Here is a 16165-nt window from a genome sequence, read left to right as displayed (position 1 = left end):
TGCCACCATGCCCGGCCGCCCTGTGCGGACCGCCGCCGGAGCCGAATTTCATGACACTCAACACCAAACTTTCCTGCCGCAATGTCTGGAAGCTTTACGGCGCCAACGCGGAAGGGTTCCTGAGCCGCAACCCGTCGCCAAGCGGAGAGGACATCCGCCGGGCAGGCATTATCGGAGCGGTGCGCAATGCCCGCATCGACATTGCCGAAGGCGAGATTTTCATCATCATGGGGCTGTCCGGCTCCGGCAAGTCCACCCTGGTGCGCTGCCTGTCGCGGCTGATCGAGCCGACCGGCGGCCAGGTTCTGTTCGACGGTGTTGATCTGCTGACAGCCAGCGAGCAGGAGCTGATCGAGATCCGCCGCCACAAGATGGGCATGGTGTTCCAGCATTTTGCCCTGCTGCCGCATCTGACCGTTCTGCAGAACGTGATGTTCCCGCTGACCGTTCAGGCCGCCCCCAGGGCCGAAGCCGAAGCCAAGGCCCGGGAAGTCGTGGAACTGGTGGGGCTGAAAGGCCGCGAGGATTATTACCCGCGCGAGCTGTCGGGCGGCCAGCAGCAGCGCGTCGGTATCGCCCGGTCGCTGGTGACGGAACCCGACCTGTGGTTCCTGGACGAACCCTTCTCGGCACTTGATCCGCTGATCCGCCGCGAGATGCAGGACGAATTCCTGCGCCTGCAGGCGCGGTTGCACAAAACCATCGTCTTCATCACCCATGACTTCGAGGAGTCCGTGCGCCTGGCCGACCGCATCGCCATCATGAAGGACGGCGAAATCATTCAGGTCGCCACGCCGGAGGAGCTGGTGCTGAACCCGGCCACCGGCTATGTCGCCGAGTTCACCCGCCACATCCCGCGGTCCAAGGTGCTGACTGTTGGCGGCATCATGACCGCCGGCAGCGGCGGCGAGGGGGAGCCGGTTCCCGCGGCAGCCCGCGTGTCGGAGGTCGCGGAGCAGATCATCGCCGCGGATGCACCGCGTCCGGTGTGCGACGCGGCCGGCCGGATCGTCGGCAGCATTGGCCGTATGGCGGTTGCCCGGGTGCTGTTCGGCAAGGAGACGGCGGCATGAGACCGCGGCTGACCAACAGCGGGCTGGCAGCCTGGGGGCTGGTGCTGGCCACCATCTTGCTGGGCTGGTTCGGCCGCGACCTGGCCAAGGCGCTGGATGCGCGCTGGCTGGTCAAGGTTCCGTCCTCCTGGGATTTTGCCTTCAACACCTACATCTCTGCTGCCATGACCTGGCTGGTGGAGGAGGCGGCCATCGGCCCGGTCTCTTTCACCGATGCCACCCGCGCCATCGCCTGGCTGATCGAGCAGCCCTATGAATTGGCATTGAACCTGCTGGCACGTGGTTTCCTGTTCGATCCCGGCCCGGAGCCGCAGGTTCTGCTGCCTGCCGCCAGCTGGATTGCCGTCACCGCCGCAGTGATCGCGCTGGGGCATTACTGCCGCAGTTGGGGGCTGGCCGCGCTTGTCGGCGCCTGTTTCGCCTATCTTGCGGTTTTCGGCCAATGGGACAGCGCCATGGTCACGCTGGCCTCGGTGCTCATCGCGGTGCCGATCGGCGCAGGCGGCGGGCTGCTGGCCGGCATCTGGGCCTACCGCCACCCGCTGGGCGAGCGCATCCTCTCCCCCGTTCTGGACCTGATGCAGACGATCCCGATCTTTGCCTATCTGGTGCCGATCCTGTTCATGTTCGGCTTTGGCCCGGTTTCGGCGCTGGTTGCCACCATCATCTATGCCACCCCGCCGATGATCCGCATCACCATCCTGGCGCTCAAGGCGGTGGACCCGGAAATCCTCGACTTCGGGCGGATGGCAGGCACCACGCAGCGGCAGTTGATGTGGCGGGTGCTGGTGCCCTCAGCCAGCCAAAGCCTGATGGTCGGCGTCAATCAGGTGATCATGCTGACGCTCAACATGGTGATTATCGCCTCGATGATCGGCGCGGGCGGGCTTGGATTCGACGTGCTGGCGGCGTTGCGCCGGCTCGATATTGGCGCAGGTTTCGAGGCGGGCATCGCCATCGTGGTGCTGGCCATTGCGGTGGACCGGCTGAGCCAGGCCTTTGCCGAGCGCATCGGACAGGTTCATCACACGGCGCCCGGTTCTTGGGCGGCGCGGAACAAGCGCACGGTTCTGGTGCTTTCGCTGCTGGCGGTGACCTGGGTTCTGGGCCGCTTTTCGCCCTTGCTGCTGGACTATCCGCAAAGCCAGACCATCACCACCGGCGCGTTCTGGAACGACACCGTCAAATACCTGAACGTGAACTATTTCGATGCGTTCGAGGCGGTGAAGGTGTTCTTCCTCCACTGGTTCCTGCTGCCGATCAAGAAAACCCTGCTGGGCATTCCCTGGCCCTGGGCCATTGCCATGCTGACGCTGCTGGGCTGGCGCGCGGGCGGCTGGAAGCTGGCAGCCATGTGCGGTGCGATGTCTGCCCTGATTGCGGTCAGCGGCCTGTGGGCCAAGGCGATGGTCACCGTCTATCTCTGCGGCGCTTCGGTGATCCTCGCCACGCTGATCGGGGTGCCGCTGGGCGTGCTGGCGGCGCTGAACCGCCGCGCGGGCATTGCCATCAACCTGCTGATCGACACCCTGCAGACCCTGCCCAGCTTCGTCTACCTGATCCCGGTGGTGATGCTGTTCCGGGTCGGCGACTTCACCGCAATGATCGCCATCGTCCTTTATGCGCTGGCGCCGGCCGTCCGTTATGCGGCGCACGGGATGCGCAGCGTCAGCGGCGAGCTAATCGAGGCCGGCCTGGTGTCCGGCTGCACCAAATGGCAGCTTTTGCGCCTGGTGCGGCTGCCGATGGCGCTGCCGGAGATCCTGCTGGGCATCAACCAGACCATCATGCTGGCGCTGTCGATGCTGGTGATCACCGCGCTGGTCGGCACCCGCGACCTGGGCCAGGAGGTCTATATTGCCCTGACCAAGGCCGACACCGGGCGCGGCCTGGTCGCCGGGCTTGCCATCGCCTTTATCGCCATCATCGCCGACCGGCTGGTCAATGCCGGAGCCCGCGGTGCCCGCATCCGCTTTGGACTGGAGAGCAGAGCATGAGCCAATCCGACCTGCTTCACAAAATCCGCGCACTGCCCATCTGGCAGGGGGATATCACCGTTGACCCGTTGAAAGGCGGCATCACCAACGAGAACTACCTGGTTGAGGACAGCGCCGGGAAATACGTGGTGCGGGCGGGCGACGATATCCCGCTGCATCAGGTGCTGCGCTTCAACGAACTGGCCGCCAGCCGCGCCGCCCATGCTGCGGGCCTGTCGCCTGCGGTGCTGCATGCCGAAGGCGGCCTGACGGTGCTGGAGTTCATCGAAAGCCGTACCCTGACCGAAGAGGACGTGCGTGATCCGGCAATGCTGCCGCGGGTGCTGGAGTTGGTGAAATCCTGCCACCGCGATGTGTCCGGGCATCTGCGTGGCCCGGCGCTGGTGTTCTGGGTGTTCCATGTGATCCGGGATTATGCCGCCACCCTGCAGGACAAGGGCAGCCCGCATGCGGCGCTGGCCTTGGAACTGGCGGGCATCGGCAACAGCCTGGAGAAGGCGGCAGGCCCGTTCGACATCGTTTTCGGGCACAACGACCTCTTGTGCGGCAATTTCCTGGATGATGGCCACAGGCTCTGGCTGATCGACTTCGACTATGCCGGCTTCAACTCGCCTCTGTTCGACCTCGGCGGGCTCGCCTCCAACAACGGACTGTCGCAGCAGCAGGAGCACTGGCTGCTGGAAACCTACTTCGAGGCACCGGTGAGTGATGGCTTGCTGCACCGCTACGGCGCCATGAAATGCGCTTCGCTCCTGCGCGAGACCATGTGGAGCATGGTCTCCGAGATCACTTCCGAAATCGACTTTGACTACGCGGCCTACACCGCCGGCAACCTTGCGCGCTTCCGCGCGGCGCTTGACGACTTTCAAAACACCTGAGGACTGACATGACTGAACTTCCTTCTACTGCCAAGGCAGTCATCATCGGCGGCGGCATCATCGGCTGCTCAGCCGCTTACCACCTGGCCAAGCTGGGCTGGACCGATACCGTTCTGCTGGAGCGGAAGAAGCTGACCTCAGGCACTACCTTCCACGCTGCCGGGCTGGTCGGGCAGCTGCGGTCGAACGCCAATATCACCCAGCTGCTGGGCTATTCGGTCGATCTTTATAACAAGATCGAGGCGGAAACCGGCCTTGGCACCGGCTGGAAGATGAACGGCGGCCTGCGGCTGGCCTGCAACGAGGAACGCTGGACCGAAGTCAAGCGCCAGGCCACCACCGCGCATTCCTTTGGTCTGGAGATGGAGCTGCTGACCCCGAAAGAGGCGCAGGAGCTGTGGCCGCTGATGGATATCTCCGACGTCATCGGAGCTGCCTTCATGCCGACCGACGGCCAGGCCAACCCCTCCGACATCACCCAGGCGCTGGCCAAGGGCGCGCGGATGGCCGGAGCCAGGATCTTTGAGGACACAAAGGTCACCGATATCGAGATCGAGAACGGCAAGATCCGCGCCGTGATCACCGAACATGGCCGCATCGAATGCGAGAAGGTGATCTGCTGCGCCGGCCAGTGGACCCGCACCTTTGCCAAGCGGTTCGGGGTCAATGTGCCGCTGGTGCCGATGGAGCACCAGTATATGGTGACGGAACCGTTTGAGGGCGTCCCCTCGAACCTGCCGACCCTGCGCGACCCGGACCGGCTGACCTACTACAAGGAAGAGGTCGGCGGGCTGGTGATGGGCGGCTATGAGCCGAACCCGATCCCCTGGGCCAAGGGCGGCATCCCGCAGGGTTTCCACTACACCCTGCTCGACAGCAATTTCGACCATTTCGAGCAGCTGATGGAGCTGGCGCTTGGCCGTGTGCCCGCCTTGGAGCATGCCGGCATCAAGACCCTGACCAACGGGCCGGAGAGTTTCACGCCCGATGGCAACTTCATCATCGGCGAGGCGCCGGAACTGCGGAACTTTTACGTCGGCGCGGGCTTCAACGCCTTCGGCATTGCCGCAGGCGGTGGCGCCGGCATGGCGCTGGCGGAATGGGTGAAGAACGGCGAGCCGCCTTTTGATCTCTGGTCTGCTGACATCCGCCGTTTCGGCCGGCCGCATTTCGACACCGACTGGGTCCGCACTCGCACGGTAGAGGCTTACGGCAAGCATTACACGATGGCCTGGCCGCATGAGGAGCACGACAGCGGCCGCCCCTGCCGCAAGTCGCCGCTCTATGACACGCTGAAAAGCCAGGGTGCGTGCTTTGGCGAGAAACTCGGCTGGGAGCGCCCGAACTGGTTTGCCGATGCGGCCAGGGGGGAGACGCCCAAGGACATCTACAGCTTCGGCCGCCAGAACTGGTTCGAGGCAGTGGGGCGCGAGCACAAGGCCGCGCGCGGGGCGGCGGTGCTGTTCGATCAGACCTCATTCGCCAAGTTCGCGCTGAAGGGCCCGGATGCGCTGGCCGCGATGAACTGGCTCTGCGCAAATGACGTGAACAAGCCAGTCGGCTCGCTGGTCTATACCCAGATGCTGAACGATAAGGGCGGCATTGAGTGCGACCTGACCGTAGGCCGCGTGGCGCATGACGAGTTCTACATCGTCACCGGCACCGGCTACGCCACCCATGACTTCGACTGGATCCGCCGCAACATTCCCGACGGCATGAACTGCCAGCTGTTCGACATCACCTCCTCCAACGCGGTGCTGTCGCTGATGGGGCCGAAGGCGCGCGACATCCTCTCCGCTGTCACCCGTGACGATGTCTCCAACGAGGGTTTCAAGTTCGGCACCATCCGCACCATTGGCATCGCCGGCTGCCCGGTGCAGGCGCTGCGCGTCACTTACGTGGGCGAACTGGGCTGGGAGCTCCACTTGCCGGTGGAGTACGCCCAGACAGTCTATGCCGCGCTGATGGGCGCGGGGCAGCCGCACGGTCTGGTCAACGCGGGCTATCGCGCGATTGAAACCCTGCGTCTGGAAAAAGGCTTCCGCGCCTGGGGCTCGGACATCGGCCCCGACCACACCCCGTTCGAGGCCGGGCTCGGCTGGGCGGTCAAGCTCAGGAAGGATATGCCCTTCAAGGGCCGCGCCGCCGCCGAAGAACAGAAGGCGCAAGGCGTCAGGAAAATTCTCGCCTGTTTCACCACCGATCCCGGCGTGGTGCTCCTGGGCCGGGAAACCATCTACCGCAACGGCGAGCGCGCCGGCTGGCTGACTTCCGGCGGCTACGGCTACACTGTCGGGCAGTCCATCGGATACGGCTACATCCGCAATCCCGATGGCGTCGATGCCGATTACGTGCTGAGCGGGGATTACGAACTGGAAGTCGCCACCAAGCGGGTCCCCTGCAAGGTGCAGCTCAGCCCTCTTTATGATCCTTCGATGAGCCGGGTGAAGGCCTGAAAAGGCGCTCCACCATCATCAGGGGAAATAATTATTCAGTAATTGAACCAGACCAGGTTCAGTAGTCATGCACCCGTACGAGGCTCTGTGCGGCAGGTATCGGATTGGGGGCTCCTGCAAATGGAGCGACCCTTCATGCGCCGGGCCAGCGCAATCCGCACGCGGCGGGTGCTGCCCGGATTGCCGATGGCAATTGGTTTCGATCGGAAGGCCTCAAAAAATACATGAAAATTGCATGTTTTTGAGGCCTGCTGCGCCCGTTTTGACGCCGGTTTGCTTTGGCACTGACCGGCTGGGAGGGGGTAAAAGGCTTGCCAGTATGCCTCGTCTCCGAGCCGTCAAGGTCCGGCGGGCCCTCTTAAATATTGCAAAAATTGAAACTGTTGCCGTAGGCGCAGCGCCCGCGCATTTCGCCGTTCGTTAAGGATTAGGCCGGACTCTGGGTGCTGGAGTGTTTCACAGCCCGGAGAGTCCGATGAGCCGCATCGTGGATTGCTTAACCCAACAGCACAGTTACGGGCTTGTGGCGGTGGCCGCTCTTGTTTGTGTCACAGGTATCATTCTGACGGTTCGGCTGATCAACCGGCTGCCGGGGGTCAAGGGGCGGCGGCGGCTGGTTCAGCTCGGCCTGTCCAGCATGATTGCGGGGTCGACAATCTGGTCGACGCATTTCATCGCGATGCTGGCTTATGAGCCGGGCTTTGAGCATGGGTTCGAGCCGCTGGTAACAGCCCTGTCGCTGCTGGTTGCGGTAACCGGAGCGCTGGCGTCCAATGCCGTGCTTGCCTATGGCACAGGCCGGCATCCGGCGGTGCTGGCGGGGGCAATGTTCGGGGTGGCGGTTTCCGTAATGCATTATACCGGCATGCAGGCTTACCTGATCCCGGGGCAGCTGGAGTGGGAACCGGGCTATCGCGCCCTGTCCATTGGGATTGCAGCCGGCTTCGGCGCCTGGGGGTACGCCTTTGCAGCCAGGCGTGGGCTGGGCCTGCGCAACTGGGCGGTGGCCTCGGCGCTGCTGACGGCTGCCATCTGCGGCATGCATTTCACCGGCATGGGGGCCATCAATGCCCGTCTCAGCCCGCTGGTTGAGGTGCCCGAACAGGCAATTTCGGACACGGCGATGGGGCTGCTGAACCTGGGGATGATGGGGCTGATCCTGCTGACCGGGTTCGCCTCAGCCATCATTGAAACCAATGTCGAAAGCGAAGCGCGTGATCAGCTGGCGCATGCGGCGCTGCATGACCCGCTCACCGGGATGCCGAACCGGATGTGGCTGACCCAGTACCTGACGGCGCTGGAACAGCGGCTGCAGCATGATGAAACCGGGCATGCGGCAATTCTGACCATCGACCTGAACCTGTTCAAGGAAGTGAACGATCTGCATGGCCATGCGGCAGGCGACAAGGTGCTGCAGGCCGTTGCCCAGCGGCTGATGCGCCAGCAGGGGCCGGATGAACACATTGCGCGGGCTGGCGGCGATGAATTCGTGGCCGTCAAGCAGGAGTTCCGGCGGATTGAGCAGGTGCTGGCTTTTGCGGAGCGGCTGCACGCTGCGATCGTTGAGCCGATCGACATGGAGGATTTATCGGTCCGGGTAGGGGCCGCCATCGGGGTGGCCACCAGCCTGAAGGAAAGCCGGGACCCGCTGGAGCTGCTGCACAAGTCCGACCTGGCGATGTACCGGGCCAAATCCGACCCCGGCGGCGCGATCTGCCAGTTCAGCGAGGAAATGGACCGCCAGAGCCGGGAAAGGCTGCAGCTGGTACACGACCTGCGCCAGGCCTGCGCCGCCGGCCAGTTCGAGCTGGCCTATCAGCTGCAGAATGACCTCAGCACGCTGGAGCCGGTCGGCTTTGAGGTGCTGCTGCGCTGGAACCACCCGGAGCGCGGGCGGGTGCGGCCGGACGACTTCATTCCGGTTGCCGAGGAAACCGGCCTGATCCGGGAAATCGGGCATTGGGTTCTGCGCGCCGCCTGCAAGGAGGCGGCCGGCTGGGACCAGCCGTTTCATGTGGCGGTCAATGTGGCGCCGCAGCAGCTGGTGCAGCCTTCCTTTGTCGAGGATGTGATGGACATTCTTCTGGAAACCGGCCTGGCGCCGGATCGGCTGGAGCTTGAGATCACTGAATCCAGCATTATCGACGATCAGGCCCATACCCTGAAGGTGATGCACCAGTTGAAGGCCTACGGGGTGCGGATTGCAATGGATGACTTTGGCACCGGCTATTCGTCGCTGGCCACATTGCAGACCTTCCCCTTTGACAAGATCAAGATCGACCAGAGCTTTGTGCGGGGAGTACACAGGAACGCGCAAAGCGCGGCGATTGTCCGCTCGACGCTGCTCTTGGGGTCGGCTCTGGACATTCCGGTCCTGGCGGAAGGGGTGGAAGAGCTGGATGAGCTGAATTTCCTGCAGGCCGAGAAATGCGCTTCTGTGCAAGGGTTCTATTTCGGGACGCCGATGACTCAGGAGGAGATGCGGCGGATCGCCTGCGGGCCGGGAGGCGGCATAAAGCGTTCCGCGTGACCCTGGTGGCGTGCAGGCGGTGCGTGACAGTGCGGCCCGTGCCCGTTTGCGGTGCGCTGAGAGAGGCTGCAGCGTGCAGGGGAAGCTGCTAGAAATGCGGCAGGCAGGCGTATTCCGGGAGCAGGGCAGTGGCAGGCAATCCTTTTCTTGTGGACGGCAGTGGCGCAGGCCGCGCAACAGTGCTGCTGGCGCATGGCGCCGGTGCGGCCATGGACACCCCCTTCATGACGGCAATCGCCGCAGGGCTTGTGGAGCGGGGCCTGCGGGTGGCGCGGTTCGAGTTTGCCTATATGGCCGCGCGCCGCAGCGGCGGGCCGAAAAGGCCGCCGCCAAAGGCAGAGAAGCTGCAGGCGGAGTTTCTGGCGGCGGTTGACCGGCTTGCTTGCGACGGGCCGCTGATCATCGGCGGCAAGTCCATGGGCGGCAGGGTGGCAAGCCTGATTGCCGACGAACTTTTCTCCGCGGGGCGCATTTGCGGGCTTGTGTGCCTGGGCTACCCGTTTCATCCGCCAGGCAAGCCAGAGCGTCTGCGGACCGGGCATCTGGAGGCGCTGAACACGCCGGCCCTGATCTGCCAGGGCACCCGTGACCCCTTCGGCACGCAAGAGGAGGTGCAGGGCTATGCACTGTCTGCCGCGGTCCGTCTGCATTGGCTGGAGGACGGCAACCACGATCTGCAGCCGCGGAAAACAGTGACCGGCTTCGGCCAGGAGCATAACCTGGACGCGGCCTGCGCCGCGGTGTCCGGCTGGGCCAAGGGGCTGGAGTGACACCCGCCCGGCGGGCAGGAGGTTCCGCCGCGGCGGCCTGAAACCTCAGCTGGCGCCGGCGGCAAGCTCCGGCTGCGGTTTGGGCCAGGTGAAGCTGAATTCGCAGCCCTCGCCCGGCGCCGAGTGCACCAAGATCTTGCCGCCCGCCTGTTGCACGTGTTTCTGGACGATGGACAACCCCATGCCGCTGCCCTCCACTTGGTCGCGGGACTTCAGCGTCTGGAACATCTTGAAGATCTTCTCATGATACTTCGGTTCGATGCCGGGGCCGTCATCAGCAACTGAGAACAGCCAGTGCCCGCCTTCGTCCCGCAGCGACACATCAACAGTGCCGGCGCCTGTTTCGCTGTGCTTGATCGCGTTGGAAATCAGGTTGGCGAAAATCTGTTTCAGCGGCATATTCACCAGCTGGATACCCTCAAAGCCGGGATCGATGCGGATCGTGAAACCCTCAGGCTGGTCGATCAGCAGCAGCGCCTCCTTCAGCAATTCGGTGCCCGGCATCAGCTGCTGGTACCTGTGGTCGGTCTTGCGCCCGGCGCGGGAATACTCCAGCAAGTCGTCCAGCAGCCGGTCCATACGCAGCACTCTTGAGCGCAGCAGTTGCAAGTTTTCAAGGCTGTCTTCATCCAGCGTGTCCGCCAGATCCTCCTCGAGCCAGCTGGAGGCATTGTCGATCACCCGCAGCGGAGCCCGCAGGTCGTGTGAGGCGATATAGGCGAACTCATCCAGATCCCGGTTCGACCGTGACAGTTCCTCGACAAACTGCTCCCGCTCGGCATCGGCGCGCTTTTGCTCCGAGATATCGCGGACAATGCCGCTGAACAGGATATGGCCGCCGACCCGGATCTCGCTAACTGAAGCGGTAAGCGGGAAGATGCTGCCATCCTTGCGCTGCCCCTGGACCTCGCGGCTGGCGCCTATGAAGTTCCGCTGCCATGTCTGGAAGTAATCCCTCAGGTAGCTGTCGTGCTGCGATTTTTGCGGCTCTGGCATCAGGATGCTGACGTTGCGGCCAATGGCTTCCTCCTTGGTGTAGCCGAAGATTTTCCGGCATGCGCGGTTGTAGCTCAGGATCAAGCCTTGGCTGTCGATGGTGATGATGCCCTCGATGCTGTTATCGCGAATGGCTGTCAGCTCATTCTGTTTATGCTCCAGGGAGATCTGGATGGATTTCTGGCGGCAGACGATGAAGGCAAAGGCCCACAAGGCGCATACTGTCAGGCCCCTGTTGGTCAGCACGATCCATTCGTTAACCCCGCTGCGGTGGAACAGGATGTAGCCGAGAATGGTCAGCCCGGTGCCTGCCGCAGCATAGGAATAAGCGGCGCTGGGCGTGCCTGCCCATACCGCGCACAGGACAACCGAGGTGTAGATCAGGCCGGCCGCGACCCCCAGCGGTGTCAGGTAGTCGAACAGGAAGCCTGCGCAGATCAGCAGGGCGGCGGCCGCTTGCGCCCGCTGGCTGGAACTGACCGGCAGCAGGGGCCGCCGGTGCGTGTCAGCTTGCCTGGCAAATGTCATGTCTGTCAGTTCCCCTGTCTGTGAGCCGGGCGGCACAAAAGCCCGGCGCTGAAGGTGCGGCGCGTTCCGCAAACGGCCGCAGACGGTTCTGGCAGGGTACACCCTTTGCTTTCTTCATCAAGGAAAATACAACCTAAAGTTGCCGATTGCTGGGAGGTGCTGCACGGTTGCGGCACCTGCCGGGATGGCCGGAGCTGACGGCGGCCGGCGCAGTCTTTGCGCGCCGGAGTTAAGAGTTTTCTGTTGTTTTCACGGTATCCGGACGGCGAGCCATTTAGAATCAGGAACGTGCGGAGAAGTTCATTGTTTTTCATATCCAAGGCGGCCAAGGCCGGTGCACAGGATGACAGCGCCAAAATCATTGCTGATGTGGTCGATAGCACCCAGGCGGTGATCCGTTTCAAACCGGATGGCACAGTCCTGGCGGCCAACGGCAATTTCCTGGCAGCCTTGGGGTACAGCCAGGAGGAAATCACGGGCCGGCATCACGCGATGTTTGTGGCGCCTGACATTGCTGACAGCCCGGAATACCAAACCTTCTGGGCGGATCTGGCGGCAGGCCGGGTCAACACTGGTCAGTTCCCGCGGGTGACCAAGGATGGGGCGACGATCTGGATCCAGGCGACTTATGCGCCGGTCAAGGGGCCGGACGGCACTGTAGTGCAAGTGGTGAAAGTGGCCACCGATGTGACAGTGCGCCGCCTTGGCCTGCAGGAGATCGCCAGGGGGCTGGAGGCAATGAGCCAGGGGGATCTGGCGGTCCGTGTGAAACTGTCCGAACAGCCGGACATCGCGGCGCTGGGCGCGGCCTTCAACCGCTCCGCCGAACAGCTGCGGACGGCAATTGGCGCCGTCACCCAGGTGTCCGGGGCGGTGGGCCGCACGGCGGATGAGATTTCAAAGGCTGCCGGCGACCTGTCGCAGCGCACCGAAAGCCAGGCCGCCACGCTGGAGGAAACAGCGGCAGCCATCGAAGAGCTGACCTCCACCGTTCATTCCGCGGCAGAGGGTGCCGGGAAGGTGGAAGGCATCGTCAGCGAGGCCAAGACCGCGGCGGAGCGCAGCGGCCGGGTTGTCGAGGACGCGGTGGCGGCGATGTCGCAGATCGAGAGCTCCTCCGAGGAGATCGCCAAGATCATCGGCATGATCGACGACATCGCCTTTCAGACCAACCTCCTGGCGCTGAATGCCGGGGTGGAGGCGGCGCGGGCCGGCGAGGCAGGCCGCGGCTTTGCGGTAGTGGCCTCAGAGGTGCGGGCCTTGGCGCAGCGCTCAGCCGGGGCCGCTGGGGAGATCAAGCAGCTGATCAGCGAGAGCAAGCAGCAGGTGGCCAGCGGCGTCGATCTGGTGGGCCGCACCGGTGAAGAGCTGAAGCAGATCATTGAAAGCGTCGGCACCATCTCCAGCCATATCAGCGGCATTGCCACCGGCGCCAAGGAACAGGCCACCTCGCTGAGCGAGATCAACCAGGGCGTATCGCAGCTGGACCAGGTGACCCAGCAGAACGCCGCGATGGTGGAAGAGACCTCAGCCGCCAGCCAGCAGCTGTCCTCTGACGCAGGCCAGCTGACTCGCGAGGTGTCCAAGTTCAGCGGCTGCGGCGGCGCGGCGCCCGCGGCAACGCCGGGGGCGGAGGTGATCGCCTTCCGGCGCCCGGCGGTAGACCCTGCACAGGACACACTGCCCGCGGCGCAAGGCTGGGAAGATTTCTGACTCCGGCCGCCGGTGGCATCCCCGCGTGCTTGCCGGAATTGACGTGTTGACACTCTCCGTCTGTGCCGCAACGCTGGCTGCAAAAATGACGGGGTGAACACATGGAAAGCCAGGATGCGGCTGCATATCCGCTGGTCCGCCGGGCCGGGCTGAGCGGCATGCTGGTCAGTTTCGGTGGCAGCCTGAGCGAGGCGTCCAACCGCGCGGCGCTGGCATTCCGCACCGCGGTGGAGGCACTGGCACTGGAGGGCGTGGTGGAGACCATGGCCTCGCTGGCCTCGGTGTTTGTCCGTTTTGAACCCTCGGTGCTGCCGCACGGCCGGCTGGAAGATGCGCTGCGGGAGCTGCTTGCCACGCAGGACTGGCTGCAGGCGCCGTTGCCCGCCGGGCGCCGGTTCTGGCGGGTGCCCACCGTTTACGGCACCGATCTGGCACCCCAGCTGGCAGAGGCCGCCGATGCCGCGGGCATGAGCGAGGCGCAGGCCATCGACAGCCTGGGTGCGGCCCGGGTGCGGGTGCTGACCATCGGTTTCGCCCCTGGCCAGCCCTACCTCGGCTCGCTGGGGCCGGAGTGGAACCTGCCGCGGCAAACCGAGCTGACACCGATGGTGCCGCGCGGCGCGCTGGTGCAGGCGATCAGCCAGTTTGTGCTGTTTTCCAACCCGGCCCCGACCGGCTGGCGCCATGTCGGCCAGACCGGGATGACGCTGTTCAGGGCAGAGGCGGAGCAGCCCTTTGCCTTGCGCCCCGGTGACGAGATGCAGTTTGAACCGGTTTCCAAGCCGGACTTCCTGAAGCTCTGCGAAGACGATCCGCTGCGCGGCGGAGCGGCAGCTCAGGAGATCCAAGCATGAGCGGATTGAAGATCCTCCGCATCGGGCCCGCGGCGTCGGTTCAGGACCTTGGCCGTCCTGGGCTGCTGGGGCAGGGGGTGTCGCAGGGCGGTGCCGCCGATACGCTGGCGCTGGCCGAAGGCGCGGCGCTGTTGCGCCAGGACCCGGGCCTTGCGGCGCTGGAGATGGGCGGTATGGGCGGCGAGTTCGAGGCTGCCGGGCCGGTGCGCATAGCGCTGACCGGCGCGCCGATGGCGGCGGCTCTGGATGGCGAAGCACTGGCCTGGAATGCCTCGCACCGGATGGAGGCGGGGCAGCGGCTGTCCATCGGTGCCGCCCGCGGAGGTGTCTATGGCTACCTGCACCTGGGCGGCGGCATCGCCACGGAACCGCTGCTGGGCGCGCGCGCCGTGCATATGATGGCCGGGCTGGGCCGGGCGGCTGAGGCCGGAGACCTGCTGCCCGCCGGGACGGGCCAGAGCAATGAGGCCGGACTGGTTCTGGATGCCGAAGAGCGGTTCAAGGGCGGCGAGCTGCGGATCGTCGAAAGCTTCCAGAGCCACCTGTTTCCCGCGGCGGTCCGCGCCCGTTTTGCCGCCACTGCCTTCAGCCGCGGCAGCCGCGCCAACCGGATGGGGGTGGAAATGGTCTCGGACGGCGAAGGCTTCGCCGCCGAGGGCCAGCTCAATATCCTGTCCGAGGTGATCCTCCCCGGTGACGTGCAGATGACCGGCGACGGCAAGCCGTTTGTGCTGCTGCGCGAATGCCAGACCACCGGCGGTTATCCCCGGATCGGCACCGTTCTGCCCTGCGACCTGCCCAGGGTGGCGCAGGCGCAGGCGGGCGCGGCGCTGCGGTTCCGCTGGATCAGCCTGGAGGAAGGGCTGGAGATCCAGGCCAAATTCGAGAAAACACTGAAGGCCCTGCCCGCAGCCTGCCGCCCGCTGGTGCGCGACCCGGCGGCGGTCCGGGACCTGTTGTCCTATCAACTGATCAGCGGCGCCGTCTCGGCGGAAGCCGACCCGTTCGCAAAGGGAGAATACGCATGACCAAGACAGTCGACCTGAACGCCGATATGGGCGAAAGCTTCGGCCCCTGGGCCATGGGCGATGATGCGGCGCTTCTGGACATCGTCTCCTCCGCCAATATCGCCTGCGGCTTTCACGCAGGCGACCCAGACGTGATGGCGCAGACAATGGCCCTGGCGCGGGACAACGGCGTCGGCATCGGTGCCCACCCCGGATTTCTGGACCTGCAGGGCTTCGGGCGGCGCAAGATGCATGTGCCGCATGGCACCCTGGCGAACATGATCCGCTATCAGCTGGGTGCCGCCCGGGGCATGGCGCAGGCGGCGGGCACCCGGGTGCGGCACCTGAAACTGCACGGGGCGCTTTCCAACATGGCCTGCGTCGATCACGCGATGGCGCGCGCCTGCTACCAGGCGGCGCTGGATGTGGACCCGGACATCATCATCATGGTGCTGGCCGCCACCGCCATGGAGGAGGTGGTGCGCGAGCTCGGCTGCAACTGGTGCGGCGAGATCTTTGCCGACCGCGCCTATAATGACGATGGCACCCTTGTCGACCGCTCGCTGCCGGGCGCCGTCATTCACGACCCGGCGCTGGCAGGCCCCCGCATCCTGCAGATGGTAGAGGAGGGGGCGATCATCACTGAAAGCGGCAAGCGCATCCCGGCGCCGATCGACACCATCTGCCTGCACGGGGATACCGCCGAGGCGGTGCAGCTGGCCCAGTCCGTCCGCACCAGCCTGACGGCAGGCGGCATCTCCATCCGGCGGTTCCCGGGCCGCCAGGGCTGACGGGGCCGGGCCGGGGGGGGCAGCAACCGGCCGCCAGTGCGGGCGCCGGCACTGCGGCGGCCAGAGAATCCGGGGAATCGGCGGCCAAATCCCCAGGCCGCGAGTCGCCCCGGCAAGTGCGTCTTGTATGGGGGTGAAGAGTGACCCCAACATCTAGTGGCGCGGCCTTTGCGCCCGTTCTTGTTCCCAGTCCGCTTGCAGTGATCAAGCCAGCCCGCGGCGCCGCGCAGGCCTGTTTTGCATCGATTAAATTATTGATTATAAACGATTACTGTCCGGTCTGCGCAAAAAGTCATGGAAACTTCAAAAAAGGGGTTGCGACTCTCCGGCGCTAAACATAGAACACCCCTCACCGGCGGCGCTGAGGCGCTGACGGTCACCACAGAGGGTTAGCTGGAACGGCGGCGCAGCAAGAGATTGGAGCGCAGCCGGATCGTTGTCTCTCAGAGGTGATGCTCTTTGACATTGATGGATGACTGAAGAGATATGCGGGCGGTTTGGGTTCATTTCGATGGATCAGCCTACTGTATATCGCGCTCATAGGGTTTTGCCCGATGATTGAGTGTCAGCTT

At 64.6% G+C, this 16165-nt stretch carries 11 protein-coding genes; 10 read left to right on the top strand and 1 reads right to left on the bottom strand.

The annotated features are described in order from the left end of the window. The first annotated feature begins 50 nt into the window (after nucleotides 1–50). The 6 genes from KUW17_RS21420 (at nucleotide 51) to KUW17_RS21395 (ending at nucleotide 9704) form a co-directional block, all read left to right on the top strand. Nucleotides 51–1073 carry a glycine betaine/L-proline ABC transporter ATP-binding protein gene (locus tag KUW17_RS21420; RefSeq protein ID WP_222482346.1) on the top strand — a complete coding sequence of 341 codons (1023 nt, stop codon included), beginning with the start codon at nucleotides 51–53 and terminating at the stop codon, nucleotides 1071–1073. Next, nucleotides 1070–3070, top strand: a complete 2001-nt coding sequence (locus KUW17_RS21415; RefSeq protein ID WP_222482345.1) for an ABC transporter permease — start codon at nucleotides 1070–1072, stop codon at nucleotides 3068–3070. Before KUW17_RS21420 ends, KUW17_RS21415 begins: the two co-directional genes overlap by 4 nt. Then, nucleotides 3067–3948, top strand: coding sequence for a phosphotransferase (locus tag KUW17_RS21410; RefSeq protein WP_222482344.1), 882 nt, complete (start codon nucleotides 3067–3069; stop codon nucleotides 3946–3948). The genes KUW17_RS21415 and KUW17_RS21410 overlap by 4 nt, the downstream gene beginning before the upstream one ends. 8 nt (nucleotides 3949–3956) lie before the next feature. After that, a complete protein-coding gene (locus KUW17_RS21405) occupies nucleotides 3957–6404 on the top strand; it encodes an FAD-dependent oxidoreductase (protein WP_222482343.1) in 2448 nt (815 codons plus the stop codon). Between the two features lie 475 nt (nucleotides 6405–6879). Then, nucleotides 6880–8934, top strand: a complete 2055-nt coding sequence (locus tag KUW17_RS21400; RefSeq protein WP_222482342.1) for a putative bifunctional diguanylate cyclase/phosphodiesterase — start codon at nucleotides 6880–6882, stop codon at nucleotides 8932–8934. Between the two features lie 128 nt (nucleotides 8935–9062). Beyond that, nucleotides 9063–9704 (top strand): alpha/beta family hydrolase, encoded by a 642-nt coding sequence (locus KUW17_RS21395; RefSeq protein ID WP_222482341.1) that lies wholly within the window; start codon nucleotides 9063–9065, stop codon nucleotides 9702–9704. 45 nt (nucleotides 9705–9749) lie between these two features. Here the strand turns inward: KUW17_RS21395 and KUW17_RS21390 are convergent, their stop codons facing one another. Then, a complete protein-coding gene (locus tag KUW17_RS21390; protein WP_222482340.1) occupies nucleotides 9750–11228 on the bottom strand; it encodes a sensor histidine kinase in 1479 nt (492 codons plus the stop codon). Nucleotides 11229–11531: 303 nt separating this feature from the next. On the opposite strand from KUW17_RS21390, the gene KUW17_RS21385 reads away from it, so the two are divergent. The 4 genes from KUW17_RS21385 to KUW17_RS21370 all read left to right on the top strand — a co-directional run bounded on the left by KUW17_RS21385 (nucleotide 11532) and on the right by KUW17_RS21370 (nucleotide 15593). Beyond that, nucleotides 11532–12941 carry a methyl-accepting chemotaxis protein gene (locus KUW17_RS21385; RefSeq protein WP_222482339.1) on the top strand — a complete coding sequence of 470 codons (1410 nt, stop codon included), beginning with the start codon at nucleotides 11532–11534 and terminating at the stop codon, nucleotides 12939–12941. Between the two features lie 101 nt (nucleotides 12942–13042). Beyond that, nucleotides 13043–13795 (top strand): 5-oxoprolinase subunit B family protein, encoded by a 753-nt coding sequence (locus KUW17_RS21380; RefSeq protein WP_222482338.1) that lies wholly within the window; start codon nucleotides 13043–13045, stop codon nucleotides 13793–13795. Further along, a complete protein-coding gene (locus KUW17_RS21375) occupies nucleotides 13792–14823 on the top strand; it encodes a biotin-dependent carboxyltransferase family protein (RefSeq protein ID WP_222482337.1) in 1032 nt (343 codons plus the stop codon). The genes KUW17_RS21380 and KUW17_RS21375 overlap by 4 nt, the downstream gene beginning before the upstream one ends. Beyond that, complete coding sequence (locus tag KUW17_RS21370) at nucleotides 14820–15593, top strand: LamB/YcsF family protein (RefSeq protein WP_222482336.1); 774 nt, start codon at nucleotides 14820–14822, stop codon at nucleotides 15591–15593. The genes KUW17_RS21375 and KUW17_RS21370 overlap by 4 nt, the downstream gene beginning before the upstream one ends. Nucleotides 15594–16165: the final 572 nt, after the last annotated feature.

It is taken from the genome of Leisingera aquaemixtae (genome assembly GCF_019801145.1).
GTDB lineage: Bacteria > Pseudomonadota > Alphaproteobacteria > Rhodobacterales > Rhodobacteraceae > Leisingera > Leisingera aquaemixtae_A.
The sequence above is the reverse complement of the archived record's forward strand: the minus strand, read 5'-3'. Positions and strand labels throughout refer to the sequence as shown.